Raw genomic sequence first — 21039 nt, 5'->3', positions numbered from 1 at the left:
GCCTTTGCAGACCCAGTCAACAAAGTCCGCCCCACAGGATAATTTCGTCGGCACCGCGCGCCCGGCAATCACCGTTGCCGCGAAGGGCGCGCTCAGGCGCCCCAGTGGCGGATCGGGCCGCAATCCATATGCACGAAGTCAGACCGGGAATAGCGCCCGACCCCACCCGAGGCGCAGGCCTCGGCGGCCTTGGCCATCTGACCGACCGAGCGGGATTTCAGCCGAAGGTCGGCGGCCTGACCCTTCAGATGCAGCGAATTGCGCGCCACCCCGCGCGAGCGCGAACTGAGCATGGCGTTGGTCTTGGGGCAGCGATAGCCCGACAGCAGCATGTAAGGTTCGCTGACATCCATCAGCCGGTGCGAGGCCGCCATGATGTCCACCGTCCGCGGGTCCATGCGCATCACGTCATTCGTGCGCCAGTCCCGCATGAAGTGATTGATCTCTTTCAGGGCCTCGGGGATGTATTCCCCTTCGATCCAGTAGATCGTGTCCATCGACTCGCCGGTGCGGCCGGAATGCATGCGGATGCGCCGGATGTCCCCCGCGCCCCGAAGCAGCCCGAAGGCATTCGAATAGGTCGGAGCCGCGATCACGGCTGTTGCGGCGAATGCGCCCAGAAGGCCGCGCCGCGAAATGAGCGTGTTCGTCGAGGTCATGATGAGAGCCTGTCCCGTCGTCTGGTCTTCGACCGCCTGTGTCGGCGGCTTCGTTTGCTACTCGTCCCCAAGTGCCATCTCCTATGCCATAAGGATGTGTGCAACAGAAGTGCCGCATTGGCCGCACGCGGGCAGATTGCGCGCAATCGGCAAAAATTCGCTGAACGAGCGGGGAACTTTCGGCGGCATCGGGAAACTTCGCAGGCGTGACGAAAAAGCGACATCGTGGCGCCGCATCCTGGCAGATCGATTTACAGCGCCCCGCAAATGACGGAAGTTGGGGAATAATGCGCCGCGCTTTCGCCCTCGGGGATCAGATGTCACGCCTTTACCGCCGCAGATCGAGCGTTCGGCTCGCCCTTGGCCTGTCCATGCTGGTGGCGGCGGGGGCAGGGGTGATTCCCGCCCCCGCGCTGGCCGAGCTGACAGCCTATACCCGGTCAGTCGCCGAGGCCGCGGGCCGCAGCGATCTGATCTCGGGCTGGTATCGCGAACGCGGCTATCGCACGCTTTGGACCGGCCCCGGGGACGCGGCCCGGCGCGAGGCGTTCCTGTCCGCGATTACGCAGGCCGCGGCGCATGGCCTGCCGGTTCAGCGTTACGATGCGGCCGCGCTGGCCGCGCGCTTTCGCGCCGCCGCGACCGAAGGCGACCGCGGGCGTCTGGAAGTGGCGATGACGCAGGCGCTGCTGGACTGGGCGCATGATCTGCACAGCGGGGTGCTGGACCCGGCCAAGGTCGATCCGGGTATCAAGCGCGAGGTGCCAAAGCTGGACCCCCGCGCCGTTCTGGCCGCGTTCGAGACCGACCCGGTGCGCTTTCTGAACGGTCTGGCGCCGCGCAATCCGGAATATGCCCGGCTGATGCGCGCCAAGCTGGATCTGGAACGCCGGATCGCCCGTGGCGGCTGGGGCGCCGAGGTGCCGCTGCGCCCGATGAAGGCCGGCGCGTCGGGGCCGGATCTGATCGCGCTGCGCGACCGGCTGGCGGCGATGGGCTATCTTGGCCGCACCGCAACCAATACCTTCGATGACACCGTCCGCGCAGCCTTGCGCGTCTTTCAGCACGACCACGGCCTGACCCCCAGCGGCGTGGCGGACGAGGCCACGATCCGCGCGCTGAATGTCGCCCCGTCCGCGCGGCTTGGCGCGATCCTTGTCGCGATGGAGCGCGAGCGGTGGCTGAACATCGACCGCGGCGAGCGTCACATCTGGGTAAACCTGCCCGAATTCACCGCCCGCATCGTCGAGGGCGGGAATGTCACATTCGAGACCCGCTCGGTCATCGGCAAGGACAGCGCCGACCAGCGCAGCCCCGAATTCTCGGACCAGATGGAATACATGGTGATCAACCCGTCGTGGAACGTGCCACGTTCGATTACCACAAAGGAATATCTGCCGCTGCTGCAACGCAATCCGAATGCGGCGGGGCATCTGAAGCTGATCGACAGCCGCGGGCGGGTGGTCAACCGCGGGGCGGTGAACTTCAACGCCTATAACGCGCGGAACTTTCCGTTCTCGATGCGCCAGCCGCCCTCGGACGGCAATGCGCTGGGGCTGGTGAAGTTCATGTTCCCGAACCCGTGGAACATCTATCTGCATGACACGCCGTCGAAATCCCTGTTCGACCGCGAGGTGCGGGCGTTCTCGCATGGCTGCATCCGGCTAGGCCAACCGTTCGATTTCGCCCATGCGCTGCTGTCGGCGCAAACCGACGATCCGCAGGCGCTGTTTCAGTCGCAACTCGGGACCGGCAAGGAGAGCGTGATCCGGCTGGAGGTGCCGGTGCCGGTGCATCTGGTCTATTTCACCGCATGGGCCGGGCCGATGGGGCGGATGAATTACCGTGCCGACATTTATGGCCGGGATGCCGCGATCTTCGACGCGCTGTCCCGCGCCGGGGTGGTGCCGGGCGCGGTTCAGGGCTAGATCTGGGCCGAGGGGTGGCGCGGGGCCGCCCGCAGCCGTCGGAGCCGACCATGGGCCACACCATCCGCGATATCGCCACGGCGCTTGGGGCCGAGGCCGAGGGCAACCTTGACCTGATCGTGACCCATGCGGCCGAACCGGCCGGCGCGGGGCCCGATGCGCTGGCGCTGGCGATGGACCCGCGCTACGCCGAGGGGCTGGCCCGGGGGGCCGCCCGCGCAGCGATGCTGTGGCAGGGCGCCGACTGGCGCGCGATGGGGCTTCAGGCCGCGATCTTCGCGCCGCGTGGGCGGCTGGCGATGGCGGGGCTGTCGCGGATCTTCGATCCCGGCCCCGAGATCGCGCCGGGCATCCATCCGCTGACCGTGATTGATCCCACGGCCGAACTGGCCGAGGGCGCGGCGGTTGGTCCCTTTGTCACCATCGGCCGTGGCGTGCGCATCGGGCCACGGGCGCGGATCGCCAGCCACGTTTCGATTGCCGAGGGCGCGGTGATCGGTGCCGATGCGCTGATCCTGCAAGGCGCGCGGATCGGCGCGCGGGTGCGGATCGGTGATCGCGTCATCTGCCATCCGGGTGCGGTGATCGGCGCCGACGGTTTCTCATTCGTCACCCCCGAGAAGTCCGGGGTCGAGGAAATCCGCGAAACGCTGGGCGAACGGGCCGAGATCCGTGCGCAAAGCTGGGTGCGTATCCATTCGCTGGGCTCGGTCAGCATCGGCGACGATGTCGAGATCGGCGCCAATTCGACCATCGACCGCGGCACGATCCGCGACACCTCGGTGGGGTCGGGCAGCAAGCTGGATAATCTGGTGCATGTCGGCCACAACGTGCAGGTCGGCCGCGATTGCCTGCTGTGCGGTCAGGTGGGCATTGCCGGCTCGTCCCGGATCGGGGATCGGGTGGTGCTGGGCGGGCAGGTGGGTGTGTCCGACAACATTTTCGTCGGCGACGATGTTGTGGCGGGCGGTGCCACCAAGATCCGCACCAACGCGCCCGCCGGCCGGGTGCTGCTGGGCGACCCGGCGGTGAAGATGGAAACCCAGATCGAGATCCAGAAAGCGATGCGTCGTCTGCCCCGGATGGCCGCCACGGTGGCCGAGCTTCAGAAAGCTGTTTCAAACAAGGGACAGAGTGACTAAATCACCGCCACAAAGTCGGTGGCGCAGGGGGAAGACCATGACGCAGAGCGTTCAAGAACGGGTCATCGCGATCATCGCCGAACAGGCGGTGATCGACCCGTCCGAAGTGGGGATGGACCAGACGCTGGAAGATCTGGGGATCGACAGCCTTGGGCTTGTCGAGTCGATCTTCGCCATCGAGGAAGCCTTTGACATCTCGGTTCCGTTCAACGCCAACGACCCGAAGGAAAGCAGCTTCGACATCTCGTCGGTGGCCTCCATCGTGGCGGCAATTGAAGGTCTGGTGGCCGCGCAGGCGGCTTGAAAACACATGAAAAGAGTTGTCATCACGGGCGCCGGCACGATCAACCCGCTGGCGCACGACGTTGCCGGCACACTTGCGGCCTTCCGCGAAGGGCGCTGCGGCATTTCCGATCTGGATATCCGCGACAAGGACCGGCTGGCGATCCAGATCGGCGGGCAGGTCCATGACTGGAACCCCGAAAGCCACTTCAACCGGCAGCAGATCGTGCTTTACGATCGCTTCACCCAGTTCACCCTTCTGGCCGCGCGCGAGGCGGTGGCGCAATCGGGGCTGAATTTCGCCGGCGATCTTTCCTATGAAAGCGGCGTGATCCTTGGCACGGCCGGCGGCGGGCTGACCACCTCGGATGAGAATTACCGCGCGGTCTATGAGGAAGGGAAAAACCGCGTCCATCCCTTCGTCGTGCCAAAGCTGATGAACAACGCCGCCGCCTCGCATCTGTCGATGGAGTTTCAACTGAAGGGGCCGTCCTTCACCGTGGCCACCGCCTGTGCCAGTTCCAACCATGCCATGGGGCAGGCGTTCCACATGATCCGCTCGGGGCTGACGCGGGCGATGCTGACGGGCGGTTCGGAAGCGATGCTGTGTTTCGGTGGCATCAAGGCATGGGAGGGGCTGCGCGTGATGTCGAAAGACGCCTGCCGGCCGTTCTCGGCCAATCGCAATGGCATGGTGCAGGGCGAGGGCGCGGCCGTCTTCGTGTTCGAGGACTATGACCATGCGCGGGCCCGCGGCGCCGAGATTCTGGCCGAGGTGATCGGCTTTGCCATGACGGCGGATGCGTCCGACATCGTGCTGCCGTCCAAGCACGGCGCGGCGCGGGCGATGGCGGGGGCGTTGCGCGACGCACGGCTGAACCCCGAGGATGTGGGCTATATCAACGCCCATGGCACCGGCACGGCGGCGAACGACAAGACCGAATGTGCCGCGGTGGCGGATGTGTTCGGCCATCATGCCGACCGGCTGATGATCTCGTCCACCAAGTCGATGCATGGTCATCTGATCGGCGGAACCGGCGCGGTCGAGCTTCTGGCCTGCATCATGGCGCTGCGCGAGGGGGTGATCGCCCCCACCATCGGCTATGAGGAACCCGACCCGGAATGTGCGCTGGATGTGGTGCCCAATGTGGCGCGTCAGGCGAAGGTGGATGTGGTGCTGTCGAATGCCTTCGCCTTTGGCGGTCTGAACGCGGTTCTGGCATTGCGGCGGGTCTGACAGAAAAGCGCCGCCCCGGTGGGGGCGGCGCGATGGGGTGCCGGTGGCAGGATCAGTCCTGCGCGGGTTTTGCCTCGTTCGCGGCCTTCACGGCGTCATAGCCCGCGGTAAAGCCCTTCAGAGACACGTCAAGCGCCACTTTCTGATCCGGTGCCACGGCGGGAACGATGGTGATCACCGCCTTGTTGCCCTTCTTGAACGACTCGACTTCCGCGGCGGTGAAGCCCACACGCGCCATGCAGCCAGCCCGGTTGCACATGGTGAACGGGTAGACCTTGGGCTGCGCCGCGTCGATCTTCAGCGACAGATTGGCGGTCAGCAGCGTTTCCAGCGGCGCGATGATCGTGGCGCCAGCGGCGGCCTTCTGGCCGTCGGGCAGCGCGAACATGCTGATTTCGGCGACGGAATTGCCCTCGCCGTCTTTCAGAAGCTGGTACAGCTGGCACGGGTCGGCGCCGTCTTCGGTGCGGACGCACCGCTGTTCCCAGTCGCCGTGGGTGGCGGCCACAAAGACCGTGCCCGGGCCATCGGGCGCCGCTTGCTCTTTGCCCATCGACAGGGCGTCCGCGCCGGCTTCGGCGGCGGGGGCCGCGTCAGGCGCGGGGGTCTCTTGCGCCCAGACGGCCTGTGCAAGGCCAAGCCCAAGGGCCATGACGCAGAGTGTGTTCAGATGCTTGCTCGACATGCGCGATCCTGTCCTCACATGATGTCGGGCGCGCTGTAGCATGGCAGCCCGGTGCTGTCAGGTGCCATTCGTGCAAAGCACGAAGCCGGGCAGGCGATCGGCGCCGGGCAGGGGCCTTGCTGCGGGCAACAGGATCGGCGGGTACCCGACGCAAGGCAAGGATGGTCTGTCCTGTCGGGGCCACCATCGTGCCGGAAAGCGAAAAGGGCCGGCAATGCGGCCCTTTTCTGCGTCAATTTTGCTCCCTGTCGGACTGGCCGACATCTTCTGAACGGACGCTAAGGGCTAAATCAGGGTGCGTCAACCGCGAATCGGCAGGGGGCCAACTGGCGAAAAGACAAGAAAAACCGCGCCTTCGGAAAGGCGCGGCAAGTTCAGTTCCAGCAGGAAGGAACGTCGGGGCAAGGCACGAAACCCCGACAAGGCCCATACTGGCAGGAATGATTTAAGGATGTATTGTTGCCGCGAACGGAACTTGCGCGGGGGGCGTCATGGGCGACAGCATCTTCCTTGGCGGTGGCGGCGAGGGCCATGCCGAGCCGCAGCGGCTGTTGTTGCGAACCGCCAATCGGCACGGGCTGGTGGCGGGCGCGACCGGCACCGGCAAGACCGTGACGCTTCAGGCGCTGGCCGAGGGCTTTTCGGCGGCCGGGGTGCCGGTGTTTCTGGCCGATGTGAAGGGCGATCTGGCCGGCCTTGCGCTGCCGGGCAGCCCCATGTCGAAACTGCATGCGCCGTTCCAGCATCGCGCGGCCACTATCGGGCTGGATCTGCACTATACCGCCTTTCCGGTGACCTTCTGGGACATCTTCGGCGAACAGGGCCATCCGGTGCGCACCACCGTCACCGAGATGGGCCCCCTGCTGATCGCCCGCCTGCTGGACCTGACCGAGCCGCAGGAAGGCGTGCTGAACGTGGCCTTCCGCATGGCCGACGACGAGGGGCTGGCGCTGCTGGATCTGAAGGATCTGCAATCGATGCTGACCTTTGTCGCGGAAAATGCGGCGGCGGTCTCGGCGCGTTACGGGCTGGTGTCGACCGCCTCGGTGGGTGCGATCCAGCGCCGGCTGTTGATGCTCGAAGGCGAGGGCGGCGCCCGGCTCTTTGGGGAACCCGCACTGGATCTGGCCGATCTGATGCGGCTTGCCCCCGACGGGCGAGGGCGGATCGGCATCCTTGCCGCCGACCGGTTGATGCAGGCGCCGCGGCTTTATGCGACTTTCCTGCTATGGCTTTTGTCGGAACTGTTCGAGGAACTGCCCGAGGTGGGCGACCCCGACAAGCCGAAGCTGGTGCTGTTTTTCGACGAGGCGCATCTGCTGTTCGACGATGCCCCCAAGGCGCTGGTGGACCGGATCGAACAGGTGGCCCGGCTGATCCGCTCGAAAGGGGTGGGGGTGTTCTTCGTGACTCAAAGCCCGGGCGATGTGCCGGCCGATATCCTTGGCCAGCTTGGCAACCGGGTGCAGCACGCGCTGCGTGCCTTCACCGCCAAGGATCAGCGCAATCTGCGGCAGGCGGCCGAAACCTACCGGCCGAACCCGCGCTTTGCCACCGAAGCGGCCATCCGCGAGGTCGGCACCGGCGAGGCTGTCACCTCGTTTCTGGATGCCAAGGGCGCGCCGGGCATGGTGGAACGCACGCTGATCCGCCCGCCGTCGTCGCAGCTTGGCCCGATCCCGCCGGCCAGCCGTGCCGCGCTGATCGCCGCATCGGATCTTGCGGGGAAATACGACCGCGCCCTTGACCGCGACAGCGCCTTCGAGCGCCTGTCAGCCCGTGCCGCCCAGGCCGCGCAACAGGCGACCGACGAGCGCGAGTTCCGCTTGGCCCGCCGATATGACGGCACCGCCGCGCGCCCCCCCCGGCCAAGGACCGGCCGGGGCGATTCGGTTGCGGATGCCTTTGCCAAAAGTTTCGCGCGTCAGATCGGATCGCGGGCCGGGCAGGCGCTGGTTCGCGGGGTGCTGGGCGCATTGTCCCGCCGCCGCTAGGGGGCCGCCATCCGTCGTATCAATCCCCGCAAGCGGGCTGGCTTCCGCGACCGCGGCGGATTATATCGTCACCGACCGTCGCCAAGAGGATCGGAAAAGCTGTGCGCGACCTGAAGCTCCCCGACCAGCGCCACCCCGAAAAAGCGCATCGCCCCGACAATGCGCAGCCGAAAAAGCCCGCGTGGATCCGTGTGAAGGCCCCCGGATCAGAGGGCTACCGCGAGACGCGCGACATCATCCGCGGCCAGAAGCTGTCCACCGTCTGCGAGGAAGCCGGCTGCCCCAATGTCGGCGAATGCTGGAGCCTCGGCCACGCCACCATGATGATCATGGGCGAGATCTGCACCCGGGGCTGTTCGTTCTGCAACGTCGCCACCGGCAAGCCCGAGGCCCTTGATGCGTTCGAGCCGGGCCGGGTCGCCCATGCGGTGGCCCAGCTTGGGCTGAAACATGTGGTGGTGACCAGCGTCGACCGTGACGATCTGGACGATGGCGGCGCCGAGCATTTCGCCCAGACCATCCGCGCCATCCGCCACCGCGCACCGGCGACGACCATCGAGGTTCTGGTGCCCGATTTCCTGAAATGCGGCCCGGCCGCGCTGGAAACCGTGGTGGCGGCGAAACCGGATGTGTTCAACCACAACCTGGAAACCGTGCCGGGCCTTTACCCCGAAGTGCGTCCCGGCGCGCGCTATTTCCACTCGCTGCGGTTGCTGCAACGCGCAAAGGAACTCGACCCGTCGCTGTTCACCAAATCGGGCATCATGGTCGGTCTGGGCGAGGATCGTCAGGGCGTCTTGCAGGTCATGGACGACATGCGCGCCGCCGACATCGATTTCCTGACCATCGGCCAGTATCTTCAACCCACGCCCAAACACCACCGCGTCGACCGTTTCGTGACCCCCGAGGAATTTGCCGGCTACGAAAAGGCGGCCTATGGCAAGGGCTTCCTGATGGTTTCGGCCACGCCGCTGACACGGTCTTCCTATCACGCGGGCGACGATTTCGACCGGCTGCGCGCGGCCCGTCTGGCACGGCTGGGCGGTTGACGCCACCTGCTCCCGGGCGCCCCTGTCCTTGAGGGGCGTCGGCCGCAGCCGGTGCATGTCGTTTTGGTAATTCCCCCGCTGCGCCCCGTCCTCATGCCCCTTCGGCGGCAGTGCCGGGGCGGCCACCGGCCCCGCGTCAGGGCGCGGACAATCGCGCGGCAAGGCGCCAGCCGCCGATCCCATGCGTAGGGTCGGGCGAGATGTTCGGCACCATGACGGTGCCGAACGCGCTTGTCCGCCGAAGCCCGCCCGACAGGATCAGGCGATCCTCGCCCACAGCGCCCGGCGCCGCGTGACAGGACGCACAACCCCGCGCCCGGAACACCCGCTTGCCGCGCCCGGCATCGCGCGGCAGACCGGCAAGCGATACGGGACCGCCGCGTTCGGGCAGGCCAAGCCAAACGGCACCCGCCGCGGCAACGGCCAGCCCCGCCAGCAAGAGGCGCACCGGCGCCGACCCTCTCGGCCTTGCTGCCGATAGGTCTCGTGACAGGCGCCGCAGGCAGCCCCCAGATCACGCATTGCACCCTGACCCGCAGCCAGATCGCTGCCCGGCGCCGCCGCCCGCATCGCATCCGCCGCTGTGGTCAACTGCCCGATCTTCGTCGCGAAATCCTTGGGCTTCTCCCAGATCGCGGGCCGCGCCTCGCTGCCCTCGGCCGCGCCTGCGCCCGATCCTTGTCGGAACACCTCGGGGCTCAGCACCGAGGAGAGCGCCAGAAGGTTCGCCTCCGCCCGCGCCGCCGTCGCGGCGTCATAGGGGGGGCCTGCCTGGCCATCGCGCCAAGCTTGCCCCGATCATGCGCCATCAGCGTCATCAGACCCTGCCGGCCCTCGATCATCCGCTCGATCTGGCGGGCATCGGGGGCAGAAACGAGCGGACAAGGGTCAGGACGAGAACGGACATCGGTCGCATCGATACGGTCTCGTGGCTGGGTTGGCTTGGGCAGAAGGCACGCCCGGTCCCGCCCATAAACCTTATCCCCGGACGCCACATTGTCGTGATCCGCGCCGATGCCCTCAGGGCCGGGCGATCCGATGAACCTCCAGCGCCTCGGGCCAGCCCACCGCCCACTCGACCGCGACCAGCACCAGACAGGCCGCGACCACCCCCAGCACCAGTTTCACCCGCGCCACCGACGGCGGCCTGCGCAGCCAGCGCACCATGCGCAACAGCCAGACCGGGTTCATGCCTGTTCCAGAAAGCGCACTTTGCCGATAAAGGGCAGATTGCGGTTCCGTTGCGCGAAATCGATGCCATAGCCCACGACGAACTCGTCGGGGATCTCGAACCCGGTCCAGGTCGCGCGAATGTCCACCTCGCGCCGCGATGGCTTGTCCAGCAGCGCACAGACCTCCAGTCGCTTCGGCTCGCGCGACCGCAAAAGCCGCACGACATGGGACAGCGTAAAGCCGGTATCGACGATATCCTCGACCACCAGCACATCACGCCCCGCAATCTCGCCGCGCAGATCCTTCAGAATGCGCACCTCGCGGCTCGAGGTCATGGCATCGCCATAGGACGATGCCTCCAGGAAATCGACCTCGACCGGCAGATGGATCTCGCGCACCAGATCGGCGATGAACACGAAGGATCCGCGCAACAGCCCGACAACCACCAACTTCTCGCTGTCGGCAAAATGGGCCGTGATCTCGCGCGCCAGAATCTCAACCCGCGCCGCGATCTGCTTGGCCGAGATCATCTGATCTATGACATAAGGTCTCGTCGGCATGGCGCCCCCTTGCATCCTGCCGCCCCTTTATCCAGAAACGCCCGGCAAGTCACGCCCGCAAGGGCCGAGACCCCAAGGACCGAACGCCGCGATGCCCACCCATTCCGAATCCCGCCCGCTGCCCTGGAGCGCCCGGGAAATGTACGATCTGGTCGCCGACGTCGAACGCTATCCCCAGTTCCTGCCGTGGAACAGCGCCGCCCGCATCCGCTCGCGCAAACCCATCCAGGGCGGCGAACTGATGGAGGCCGACCTGGTCATCTCCTTCAAGGTGTTTCGCGAACGCTTCGGCAGCCGGGTGAAACTCTTCCCCGAGGCAAAGCGCATCGAAACCGAATATCTCGACGGCCCGTTCAAATACATGCGCTCGTCCTGGGTGTTCCACGACCGTCCCGGCGGAAGCTGCGAGGTCGATTTCTTCGTCGATTTCGAATTCCGCAATGCGATCCTTCAGGGAATCATCGGCGTGGTCTTCAACGAAGCCATGCACCGCATCGTCCGGGCCTTCGAAAAACGCGCCCTGACCCTTTACGGCCCGCGCTGATCCGGGAACCGGGCCAGCCCACGCATCTTCATTCTGGCTCAAATATCCTCGGGGGGCGCGGGGGGCAGACAGCCCCCCGCTTCCACGCCGGCCCCCCTCGCACTCAAGCCCCCCTTCGCACCACGGATGCAGTCGGGCTCGATCAGCCCTCCAGCCCGCCCGCCAACAGCGCCAGCGCGTGGCGCACCGTGGCCTGCCGCACCTCGGCACGCCCCAGCGCGCCGAACTCCATCGTTTCGGTGAACGTCGGAAGATCCCGCTCGGCCAGCGCGAAACAAACCCGGCCCTCGGGCTTGACCTCGGACCCGCCGGGCCCGGCGATGCCGGTCACCGCCACCGCCAGTGTCGCGCCCGATCGCTCCAGCGCCCCTTCGGCCATCTCGCGCGCGACCTCCTCCGAGACCGCGCCATAATGGCTGATCATCGCCTCGCCCACCCCCAGCATCTCGATCTTGGCGGCGTTGGAATAGGTCACGAACCCGCGGTCGAACATGTCGGACGATCCCGCCACCTCGGTCAGCGCGGCCGAGATCATCCCGCCGGTGCAGCTTTCGGCGGTGGCGATGGTGACCCCCAAAGCGCGGGCGCGCCGAAGGATCTCGTCCGCGGTCACAGTGTCTGCGCTCACATCAGAACTCCATGTGCGATGCCGGCCGCGATCATCGTCGCCACACCGGCGAAAAGACCGGCCAGCAGGTCATCGGCCATCAGCCCGATCCAGTCCTCGCGCCGGTCGGCCCGGCCGATGATCCAGGGCTTCCAGATATCGAACAGCCGGAAGAACAGGAAGGCCGCGACAAAGGCGGGGTAGGGGAAGGTCCAGCTGTCCAGCCCCATCAGCCAGAAGGCGCAGGACGGGAACGCCAGCGCGATCCACTGGCCGGCCACCTCGTCGATGACGAATTCGGGCGGGTCGGCATGCGGGCGCAGCGTCAACTCCTCGCGCACCGCCCACAGGCCCAGACCACAGACCACCAGCGTCGCCGCCAGCAGCAGCGGGAAATGCCCCAGCCCATGCAGCACCAGCCCCGCCGCCACCGCCAAGGCCGAGGCCCATGTCCCCGGCGCGGGCTTCAGCAGTCCCGCGCCGCCGACGATGCAGATCGCGCGCGACAGTTTCATGCCTGAAGCAGCGTGACCGAGGCAAGGCTCGCGATGCCTTCCTCGCGCCCGGTGAAGCCCAGCTTTTCGGATGTGGTGGCCTTGACCGAGATCCGCCCGATCTCGATCCCCATGATCCCGGCCAGCGCCTCACGCATCGCCGCCGCCATCGGGCCGATCTTCGGCCGTTCGCAGATCAGCGTCACATCGCAGTTGGTCAGGACAAATCCGCGCTCGGCCACCCGGCCCATCGCATGGCGCAGGAAAATCTCGGATGCGGCGCCCTTCCACTGCGGGTCCGACGGCGGGAAATGGGTGCCGATATCGCCTTCGGCCAGCGCGCCATAGATCGCGTCGGTCAGCGCATGCATCCCCACATCGGCGTCGGAATGGCCGATCAGCCCGCGGTGATGCGGCACGCGCACCCCGCACAGCCAGACGTGATCGCCCGGCCCGAATGCATGCACGTCAAAGCCATTGCCGGTGCGGATGTCCATTGCAGTCTCCTTGTCATTCAACAGTCTGTCTTTCAACGATCGTGCGGCCCGGGCGAAATCGCCGGGATAGGTCACTTTCAGATTGTCCTCGTCCCCTTCGACGATGACGACCTCAAGACCCGCCGCCCGGGCCACCTCGACATCGTCGGCCGCGCCGCCCGGATGGGCGCGATGCGCGGCAAGGATCGCGTCGAAGTGAAAGGCCTGTGGCGTCTGGGCGCGAAACAGTCCCGTGCGGTCCTGGGTCCCGGCGACCCGGCCCGCCTCGCCGCGCCACAGCGCATCCGTCACCGGCACCGCCGGCGCCGCCCCTGGCCCCTGATCCAGCGCCGCGATCAGCCGCGCGATCAGCGCCTGCGACACGAGCGGCCGCGCCCCGTCATGGATCAGCACCCGCGTCACGTCCGACCCCGCCAGCGATTCCAGCGCATTGCGCACCGATGCATCGCGCGAGGCGCCGCCCTCGACCAGATCCACCGCGCCGCCCAGCGCCGCGGCGCGGTCGCGGTCGTCCGGGTGGATCACCAGCACCACGCGGGCGATTCCGGGCGCCGCGCGGAACGCTGCCAGCGAATGGGCCAGAACGGGCTGGCCCCGCAGATCCTGCCATTGTTTCGGCAGATCTCCGCCGGCCCTTGTGCCGCGTCCGGCGGCAACGATGATTGCGGCTGTGCTCATGGCTCGACATCCTTTTGCCGGAAGCTCTAGGCGAAGGCAGGGCGGGGGGCAATCGCCCCTCCTGTCGCGGGGAGTATCCAAATGGCGGCACATTGAGTAAAGGCGCCCAATAAATAGGCAAAGCATCATTTTCCGGCAGTTCACCCGACAGCGTGAATTGTGTTCCCACCCACGCCCGATTTACCTGAGGGCTGACGCACAAGGATTAGGCAGTTGTCTCTTCGCATCGCACAGCTTCCGGTTGACCCTCCGGTGATCCTTGCTCCGATGGCAGGGATCACCGATCTGCCGTTCCGCCGCCTTGTCGCAAGGTTCGGCGCGGGCCTTGTGGTGTCCGAAATGGTCGCCTGCCGCGAGATGGTCACCGCCGCCCCCGAGGCCCGCGCCCGCGCCGAGATCGGCGCCACCGAAGCTGCGACCGCGGTGCAGATCGCGGGCTCGGACCCGCATTGGATGGCCGAGGCCGCCCGCATGGTCGAGGCGCAGGGCGCACGGATCATCGACATCAACATGGGCTGCCCGTCGAAACGGGTGACGAACGGCTGGTCGGGATCGGCCTTGATGCGCGAACCCGACCGCGCGCTGCGCCTGATCGAGGCGGTGGTGGCGGCGGTCAAGGTGCCGGTCACGCTGAAAACCCGGTTGGGCTGGGACGAAACCCTGATGAACGCCGCCGACATTGCCCGGCAGGCCGAACAGGCGGGCGTCGCGCTGATCACCATCCACGGCCGCACCCGCTGCCAGTTCTATGCCGGCGCCGCCGACTGGCACGCCATCCGCGCCGTGACGCAGGCGGTCGACATCCCGGTGGTGGCCAATGGCGACATCACCTCGCCCGCCCGCGCGCGGGCGGCGCTGGCCGCGTCCGGCGCGGTGGGCGTCATGGTGGGGCGGGGGGCGCAGGGCCGGCCCTGGCTTCTGGCGCAGATCGCGGCCGATCTGGGCGGCCTGCCCGCACCGGATGTGCCGCAGGGCGAGGCTCTCGCCGATCTGGTCATCGGCCATTACGAGGACATCCTGTCCTTCTACGGCGCTGATCTTGGCCTGCGCGTCGCGCGCAAGCATTTGAACTGGTATCTCGAAGCCGCGGGCCTTGCCGCGCATCGCAGCCCCGTCGTCACCGGCACCAGCCCGGCCGCGGTCATCGCTGCCCTGCGGCGCGCCTTTGGCGAACAGGAAAGGGTCGCCGCATGAGTTTCCGCCAACCCTATCCCGTGCCGGGGGTGATCTGGGCCAGCCTGCCCCTGCCTGCGGTGCTGATCGATCCCGCGGGCCGGATCATCGAATCGAACCCCGCCGCCGAGACCTTCCTGAACGCTTCGTCGAAAAGCCTGATGGGCCAGCCCGCGTTTGACCGCCTGCACATCGACGCGCCGGTGGACGAGGCCATCGCCCGCGCCCGCACCAACCAGTCACCGATCTTCATCAACGATGTCGATGTGACCTCGGGCGAGCGTCCTCCGGTGCAATGCAACATCCAGCTTGCGCCGCTGAACGACAATCCCGGCATCGTCATGCTGCTGATCGCCCCGCGCGAGATCGCCGACCGGCTGGGCCGCGCCTCGGCCGCGAAATCGGCGGCGAAATCCGCGATCGGCATGGCCGAGATGCTGGCGCATGAGATCAAGAACCCGCTGGCGGGCATTTCCGGCGCCGCGCAGCTTCTGGCGATGAACCTGTCGCCCGAGGATCGCGAACTGGCCGATCTGATTGTCGAGGAAACCCGCCGCATCGTGAAACTGCTGGAACAGGTCGAACAGTTCGGCAACCTGCGTCCGCCGGAACGGCGCGCGGTGAACATCCACGATGCGCTGGACCGGGCGCGCAAATCGGCCGCGGTGGGTTTTGCCGCCAAGATGCGCATCACCGAGGAATACGACCCCTCGTTGCCGGCGACCCACGCCGATCCCGATCAGTTGATGCAGGTGTTCCTGAACCTGATCAAGAACGCATCGGAAGCTGCGGGGTCAAAGGGCGGGCACATCCGGCTGCGCACCTTCTACGACATCTCTCTGCGGCTGCGGCGCAATGACGGCACCGGCAGCGCGCTGCCGTTGCAGGTCGAGATCGTCGACGATGGCCCCGGCATCAACCCCGACATCGCCAAGGCAATCTTCGAGCCCTTCGTGTCGGGCCGCGAGAACGGCACCGGCCTTGGTCTGGCGCTGGTCAACAAGATCATTTCAGACCATGGCGGATGGATCTCCGTCGATTCCGTGCCCGGACGGACCGTGTTCCGGGTTTCGCTGCCGGTGGCGCCCCGGGAAGCGGCGTCGAACGACATGGAGGTGAAGTGATGGACGGCACGGTTCTGGTGGCGGACGACGATCGCACGATCCGCACGGTGCTGACGCAGGCGCTGACGCGGGCCGGCTGCAAGGTGCATGCGACCTCCAGCCTGATGACGCTGATGCGCTGGGTCGAAGAGGGCAAGGGCGATCTGGTGATCTCGGATGTCATCATGCCCGATGGCAACGGGCTCGAGGCGCTGCCGCGGATTTCCAAGCTGCGGCCGGGTCTGCCGGTGATCGTGATCTCGGCGCAGAACACCATCATGACCGCGATTCAGGCCGCCGAGGCCGAAGCCTATGACTATCTGCCCAAACCCTTCGATCTGCCCGATCTGATGAAACGATCGGCCCGCGCGCTGGATCTGAAGCGCCGCGCGCCGGTCAAGGCCGCGGCCCCGCGCGAGGCGGGGGACGATCTGCCGCTGGTGGGGCGCACGCAGGCGATGCAGGCGCTGTATCGGCTGGTGGCGCGGGTGATGAACACCGATCTGCCCGTGCTGGTCACTGGCGAATCCGGCACCGGCAAGTCTTTGATCGCCCGGGCGATCCACGATTTTTCCGACCGCCGCACGCTGCCCTTCGTTGTCGCGCAGGCGGCGGATCTGCAATGGGTGGAAGGCCCGGCCTCGTTGCTGGCGCGGGCCAAGGGCGGCAGTCTGGTGTTTGACGAGGTGGCCGACTACGACGAGGAAACTCAGGCCCGCATCGTGCGGATGCTGGACATGATGGGCGACAACGCGCCCCGGATCATGTCGACCAGTCAGGTCGATCTGGCCTCGCGGCTGGAGCAGGGCAGTTTCCGGCAGGATCTGTTCTATCGGCTGGGCGGCGTCACGCTGCATGTGCCGTCGTTGCGTGAACGGGTGGATGACATTCCGCTTCTGGCGGACCATTTCCTTGCGCGTGGCGAGCGTGATCTGGGCGCGACGCGGCGGCTGTCGAACGAGGCGCGCGATCTGGTGCGCGCCTACAGCTGGCCCGGCAATGTGCGGCAACTGGAAAACACCCTGCGGCGGCTGATGGTCACCTCGGCCGAGGCCGACATCACCCGCGCCGAAGTCGAGGCCGTGCTTGGCAACCAGCCCGCGATGGAGCCGCTGAAAGGCGGCGGCGAGGGCGAGAAGCTGTCCTCGTCGGTGGCGCGGCACCTGCGGCGCTACTTTGACCTGCATGGCGGCGCGCTGCCGCCCCCCGGCGTCTATCAGCGCATCCTGCGCGAGGTCGAGGCGCCGCTGATCGAGATCGCGCTGGATGCCACCGCCGGCAATCAGGCCAAATGTGCCGATCTTCTAGGCATCAACCGCAATACCTTGCGCAAGAAGATCACCGACCTCGATATTCGCGTGACACGCCGCCGCAAGCTGATGTAAAACAGCAACAGGCGGCGTTGCTTCGCGGGCACTTTCTGCGGCGTGGCGCCTTGAACCGGGAAGGGCGGACAAACCGCCCCCCGATGAGGCGGGACGGCGATCCGTGCGGACGACAGTGGCTGCGCGCAGCAACACCTGGATCAGGCTGGCGCGGCTGCGCCGGCAGCGTCGGTTTCAGAACGTCATGGCGTTCGGGCTGGTGGTTCTGGCACCGCTGCTGACGGCGGCGACCTTCCTTGCGCTGGGTCCGATGGATCAGGGGGCAAGCTCGCCTCTGCTGCGGTTCGTGCTGCTGGCGGATCTGGTCTATGTGCTGGTGGTGGCGGCGCTGGTGCTGGCGCGCATCGGGCGGATGATGTCGGACCGGCGCAGCCAGTCGGCGGGTTCGCGGCTGCATCTGCGGCTGGTGCGCACCTTTGCGGTGCTGGCGCTGATCCCGACGGTTCTGGTTGCGGTCTTTGCCATGCTGACGGTGAACGTGGGCCTTGAAGGCTGGTTCTCGGACCGGGTGCGGCAGGTGGTGGGGGCTTCGCTGGAAGCGGCCGAGGCCTATCAGGAAGAACACCGCCGCGACCTGCTGGAAGATGCCGAGGCGCTGGCGGCCTATCTGAACGTGGCCAAGCAATCGACCTTTTTCCTGCGCGACGATCAGTTGCGGCCGCTGCTGACCCAGGGGCAGGAACGCATCCAGCGCGGCTTGCGCGAAGCCTTCCTGATCGACGGCGGCGGCGAGTTGCGCACCCGGGGCGAGCGCAGCTACCTGTTCGATTTCGAAAAGCCCTCGGCCGATCAGATCGCCCGTGCCCGTGCGGGCGAGTCGGTGCTGATCCAGGATTGGGCCAACAACGAATTCCGCGCGCTGGTGCATCTGGACGCCTATCCCGACCGCTTTCTTTATGTCTCGCGCACGGTCGACGGCTCGATCCTGGCGCTGCTGGACGACACCCGCGAAACGGTCGCGCTCTATCATCAGCTTGAGGCCGAGCGCGGCCGGATGCTGTTCGAATTCGGGCTGCTGTATCTGGGCTTTGCGCTGATCCTGATCCTGGCCGCCGTCTGGCTGGGGTTCTGGTTTGCCGAACGCCTGTCGCGCCCTGTCGGCCGGCTGGCGGGGGCGGCGCAGCGGGTGGGCGGCGGCGATCTGGATGTGCAGGTGCCCGAAGAGGAAGGCGACGACGAAATCGCCATGCTGGGCCGGCTGTTCAACCAGATGACCCGGCAACTGAAAGGGCAGCGCGATGCGCTGATGGACAACAATCGCCAGACCGAGCTGCGCCGCCGTCTGTTCGATTCGGTGCTGTCGTCGGTGACGGCGGGGGTGATCGGTCTGGATGCGGTGGGACAGGTCGATTTCGTCAACCGCGCGGCCGAGAGGCTGCTGGAACTGCCCGAAAGCGGCAACATGCCGCTGGCCTCGGCGGTGCCCGAATTTGCCGCCCTGTTCGAGAGGCTCAGGGATGGTGGCGCGCCCGCCGTTCAGGAGGAAATCCGGTTGATCCGCAAGGGGCGGCTCGAAAGCCTTCTGGTCCGGATGAGCCCGCGTCGCAGCGAAAGCGGCCGGCTGGAAGGCTATGTCGTGGCCTTTGACGATGTGACCGACCTGGTCTCGGCGCAGCGGATGGCGGCCTGGGGCGATGTGGCCCGCCGCATCGCGCATGAGATCAAGAACCCGCTGACGCCGATCCAGCTTTCGGCCGAACGCATCAAGCGCAAGTTCCGCCCGCTGGTGGGCGAACAGGCCGGCGATCTGGACCAGTATGCCGATGTCATCATCCGTCAGACGAACGACCTGCGCCGGATCGTGGACGAGTTTTCCAAGTTCGCCCGGATGCCCGAACCCGACCGCCGCGAGACCGATCTGGTCAAGCTGACGCGCGACGCGGTTGTGTTGCAAGAGGCCGGCCAGCCCGGCGTGCGCATTGTGGCCGATCTGCCCGCCGCGCCCTGGCCGGTCGATGTGGATGCCACGATGATCGGTCAGGCGCTGACCAATCTGATCAAGAACGCAGGCGAGGCGATCGAGGCCCGCGCGCCCACCGCGCCCTCGGGCTGGCAACCGGAAATCCGCGTCAGCCTTGCCACCGACGACGAACAGGCGCTGATCCGCATCGCTGACAATGGCACCGGCCTTCCCCAGGACCGGACCCGGCTGTTCGAGCCTTACGTCACGACGCGCGAAAAGGGCACCGGCCTTGGCCTGCCCATCGTGAAGAAGATCATCGAGGAACATGGCGGCAGCCTGACCCTGACCGACGCCGAGCCTTTTGCGGCCGACGGGCACCGCGGCGCCCTGGCCGAGATCCGTCTGCCGCGCCTTCTGCGCCAGCGTGCGCGTGCCAGAACTGACGAGATGACACAGGTGGAACCATGAGCAGCATCCTGATCGTCGACGACGAAAAAGACATTCGCGAACTGATCGGAGACATCCTGCGCGACGAAGGCTTTTCGGTCCGCCTTGCCGCCAATTCCGACGATTGCATGGCCGCGATCAACGCCGAGCCGCCGGCGCTGATGATCCTGGATATCTGGCTGAAGGATAGCCGGATGGACGGGATCGACATCCTGAAACGGACAAAGCGCGACAACCCCGACGTGCCGGTGGTCATCATCTCGGGCCATGGCAATATCGAGATCGCGGTGGCCGCGATCAAGCAGGGCGCCTATGACTTCATCGAAAAGCCGTTCAATATCGATCAGTTGATGGTGGTGGTCAGTCGCGCGATGGAAACCTCGCGGCTGCGGCGTGAAAACAGCGACCTGCGCCGGCGCGACGTGACGGCCTCGGAAATGCTGGGCGGCTCGACCGCGTTCCGGCTCTTGAAGGCGCAGCTTGACAAGGTCACCAAGTCGAACGGCCGGGTGATGCTGTCGGGCCCCGCCGGATCGGGCAAGGAAATGGCCGCGCGCTTCATCCATGCCAATTCCAACCGGGCGGGGGCGCCGTTCATCACCGTTTCCTCTGCCACGATCGAGCCGGACCGGATGGAGGAAGTCCTGTTCGGCCGCGAAACCCCCGAGCGCGGCCTGGAACAGGGTTTGCTGGAACAGGCACATGGCGGCATCGTCTATTTCGACGAAGTGGCCGACATGCCGTTGGGAACCCAGTCCAAGATCCTGCGCGTGCTGGTCGAACAGCAGTTCACCCGGCTGGGCGGTGGCGACAAGGTGCGGGTCGATCTTCGGGTGATCTCGTCCACCACCCGCGACCTGCGCGCCGAGATCGCCGCCGGCCGCTTCCGGCAGGAACTGTACGACCGGCTGAACGTGGTCCCGATCGAGGTGCCGGCGCTGTCGGACCGGCGCGAGGATATCCCGATGCTGGCGCGCCATTTCATCGAGATGTTCCACCGCAGCCAGGGCCTGCCGCTGCGCGACCTGACCGAGGACGCCGAGGCGATGTTGCAGACCATGCCCTGGCCCGGCAACGTGCGCCAGTTGCGCAATGTGATCGAACGGGTGCTGATCCTGGGCGACGGCTCGGGGCCGATCGAGGCGCGCGAACTGCCCGGAACCGAAGCGCCGGGCGAAGAAGGGCGTCTGGTGCTGGGCGGCGCGCTGGCGACGCTGCCCCTGCGCGAAGCGCGCGAGCTGTTCGAACGCGAATATCTGCTGACCCAGATCAACCGCTTCGGCGGCAACATCAGCCGGACCGCGGCCTTTGTCGGCATGGAACGCTCGGCCTTGCACCGCAAACTGAAATCGCTGGGTGTGGTGTCGAATGGCAAGGGCGGCGGGCGGCTGTCGCGCACGGACGACGAGTTTGACGACGAAGATGAGGCCGTCGGCGCGCCAGATTGACCACGGCGGGCCGTTCTGCCAAGCAAGGCGGACCTGAAACCTCGGAGGCCG

At 66.7% G+C, this 21039-nt stretch carries 20 protein-coding genes and 1 pseudogene; 12 read left to right on the top strand and 9 right to left on the bottom strand.

From position 1 onward, the window contains the following. Positions 1-92 precede the first annotated feature (92 nt). On the bottom strand, positions 93-659 hold the full coding sequence (locus tag CRO07_RS14385) for a YcbK family protein (protein WP_097031364.1): 567 nt from the start codon (positions 657-659) through the stop codon (positions 93-95). Positions 660-976: 317 nt separating this feature from the next. On the opposite strand from CRO07_RS14385, the gene CRO07_RS14380 reads away from it, so the two are divergent. The 4 genes from CRO07_RS14380 to CRO07_RS14365 are packed head-to-tail and all read left to right on the top strand — an operon-like array spanning position 977 to position 5248. Continuing rightward, positions 977-2587, top strand: a complete 1611-nt coding sequence (locus CRO07_RS14380) for a L,D-transpeptidase family protein (protein ID WP_097031394.1) — start codon at positions 977-979, stop codon at positions 2585-2587. Positions 2588-2637: 50 nt separating this feature from the next. Next, the gene (gene lpxD / locus CRO07_RS14375; protein WP_097031363.1) at positions 2638-3729 is read left to right on the top strand and encodes a UDP-3-O-(3-hydroxymyristoyl)glucosamine N-acyltransferase; all 1092 of its coding nucleotides are present in this window, start codon (positions 2638-2640) and stop codon (positions 3727-3729) included. A 37-nt stretch (positions 3730-3766) separates the two neighbouring features. Next, on the top strand, positions 3767-4033 hold the full coding sequence (locus CRO07_RS14370; RefSeq protein WP_097031362.1) for an acyl carrier protein: 267 nt from the start codon (positions 3767-3769) through the stop codon (positions 4031-4033). A gap of 6 nt (positions 4034-4039) precedes the next feature. After that, the gene (locus tag CRO07_RS14365; RefSeq protein WP_097031361.1) at positions 4040-5248 is read left to right on the top strand and encodes a beta-ketoacyl-[acyl-carrier-protein] synthase family protein; all 1209 of its coding nucleotides are present in this window, start codon (positions 4040-4042) and stop codon (positions 5246-5248) included. A gap of 52 nt (positions 5249-5300) precedes the next feature. Here CRO07_RS14365 and CRO07_RS14360 read toward each other — a convergent pair whose 3' ends face one another. Continuing rightward, complete coding sequence (locus CRO07_RS14360; RefSeq protein WP_097031360.1) at positions 5301-5933, bottom strand: invasion associated locus B family protein; 633 nt, start codon at positions 5931-5933, stop codon at positions 5301-5303. Between the two features lie 491 nt (positions 5934-6424). Here CRO07_RS14360 and CRO07_RS14355 point away from each other — a divergent pair, with 491 nt between their 5' ends. Together CRO07_RS14355 and lipA are read left to right on the top strand one after the other, a co-directional pair. Next, a complete protein-coding gene (locus tag CRO07_RS14355) occupies positions 6425-7927 on the top strand; it encodes a helicase HerA-like domain-containing protein (RefSeq protein WP_097031359.1) in 1503 nt (500 codons plus the stop codon). Between the two features lie 101 nt (positions 7928-8028). After that, a complete protein-coding gene (lipA, locus tag CRO07_RS14350) occupies positions 8029-8976 on the top strand; it encodes a lipoyl synthase (RefSeq protein WP_097031358.1) in 948 nt (315 codons plus the stop codon). Positions 8977-9112: 136 nt separating this feature from the next. On the opposite strand, the gene CRO07_RS18740 is transcribed toward lipA, so the two are convergent. The 4 genes and pseudogenes from CRO07_RS18740 to hpt all read right to left on the bottom strand — a co-directional run bounded on the left by CRO07_RS18740 (position 9113) and on the right by hpt (position 10709). Then, positions 9113-9424 (bottom strand): hypothetical protein, encoded by a 312-nt coding sequence (locus tag CRO07_RS18740; RefSeq protein WP_176504582.1) that lies wholly within the window; start codon positions 9422-9424, stop codon positions 9113-9115. A gap of 86 nt (positions 9425-9510) precedes the next feature. Then, positions 9511-9681 (bottom strand): annotated as a pseudogene (locus tag CRO07_RS19135) (cytochrome c); the annotation flags it as partial. Positions 9682-9996: 315 nt separating this feature from the next. Then, complete coding sequence (locus tag CRO07_RS18735; protein ID WP_176504583.1) at positions 9997-10167, bottom strand: hypothetical protein; 171 nt, start codon at positions 10165-10167, stop codon at positions 9997-9999. After that, a complete protein-coding gene (gene hpt, locus CRO07_RS14340; RefSeq protein WP_097031357.1) occupies positions 10164-10709 on the bottom strand; it encodes a hypoxanthine phosphoribosyltransferase in 546 nt (181 codons plus the stop codon). Before hpt ends, CRO07_RS18735 begins: the two co-directional genes overlap by 4 nt. A gap of 91 nt (positions 10710-10800) precedes the next feature. On the opposite strand from hpt, the gene CRO07_RS14335 reads away from it, so the two are divergent. After that, on the top strand, positions 10801-11253 hold the full coding sequence (locus CRO07_RS14335) for a type II toxin-antitoxin system RatA family toxin (protein ID WP_097031356.1): 453 nt from the start codon (positions 10801-10803) through the stop codon (positions 11251-11253). A 142-nt stretch (positions 11254-11395) separates the two neighbouring features. Here the strand turns inward: CRO07_RS14335 and CRO07_RS14330 are convergent, their stop codons facing one another. From CRO07_RS14330 to CRO07_RS14320, 3 genes are read right to left on the bottom strand one after another with little or no spacing between them, the layout of a single operon-like run. Continuing rightward, complete coding sequence (locus CRO07_RS14330) at positions 11396-11866, bottom strand: CinA family protein (protein WP_097031393.1); 471 nt, start codon at positions 11864-11866, stop codon at positions 11396-11398. 11 nt (positions 11867-11877) lie between these two features. After that, the gene (locus CRO07_RS14325) at positions 11878-12375 is read right to left on the bottom strand and encodes a phosphatidylglycerophosphatase A family protein (protein WP_097031355.1); all 498 of its coding nucleotides are present in this window, start codon (positions 12373-12375) and stop codon (positions 11878-11880) included. Beyond that, complete coding sequence (locus tag CRO07_RS14320) at positions 12372-13529, bottom strand: bifunctional 2-C-methyl-D-erythritol 4-phosphate cytidylyltransferase/2-C-methyl-D-erythritol 2,4-cyclodiphosphate synthase (RefSeq protein ID WP_097031354.1); 1158 nt, start codon at positions 13527-13529, stop codon at positions 12372-12374. The genes CRO07_RS14325 and CRO07_RS14320 overlap by 4 nt, the downstream gene beginning before the upstream one ends. A 213-nt stretch (positions 13530-13742) precedes the next feature. Between CRO07_RS14320 and dusB the strand changes: the two genes are divergently transcribed. From dusB to ntrX, 5 genes are all read left to right on the top strand, one after another. After that, positions 13743-14723, top strand: coding sequence for a tRNA dihydrouridine synthase DusB (gene dusB, locus CRO07_RS14315; RefSeq protein WP_097031353.1), 981 nt, complete (start codon positions 13743-13745; stop codon positions 14721-14723). After that, entirely contained in the window at positions 14720-15826 is a 1107-nt protein-coding gene (locus tag CRO07_RS14310) for a two-component system sensor histidine kinase NtrB (protein WP_097031352.1), read from the top strand. The genes dusB and CRO07_RS14310 overlap by 4 nt, the downstream gene beginning before the upstream one ends. Beyond that, the gene (locus CRO07_RS14305) at positions 15826-17190 is read left to right on the top strand and encodes a response regulator (protein ID WP_097031351.1); all 1365 of its coding nucleotides are present in this window, start codon (positions 15826-15828) and stop codon (positions 17188-17190) included. The genes CRO07_RS14310 and CRO07_RS14305 overlap by 1 nt, the downstream gene beginning before the upstream one ends. Positions 17191-17293: 103 nt before the next feature. Continuing rightward, a complete protein-coding gene (locus tag CRO07_RS14300) occupies positions 17294-19561 on the top strand; it encodes a sensor histidine kinase NtrY-like (protein ID WP_097031350.1) in 2268 nt (755 codons plus the stop codon). Continuing rightward, entirely contained in the window at positions 19558-20988 is a 1431-nt protein-coding gene (ntrX, locus tag CRO07_RS14295) for a nitrogen assimilation response regulator NtrX (protein ID WP_097031349.1), read from the top strand. The genes CRO07_RS14300 and ntrX overlap by 4 nt, the downstream gene beginning before the upstream one ends. Positions 20989-21039: the final 51 nt, after the last annotated feature.

The sequence above is a fragment of the Cereibacter ovatus genome (assembly GCF_900207575.1).
GTDB lineage: Bacteria > Pseudomonadota > Alphaproteobacteria > Rhodobacterales > Rhodobacteraceae > Cereibacter_A > Cereibacter_A ovatus.
This window is presented reverse-complemented; position numbering and strand designations above follow the sequence as displayed.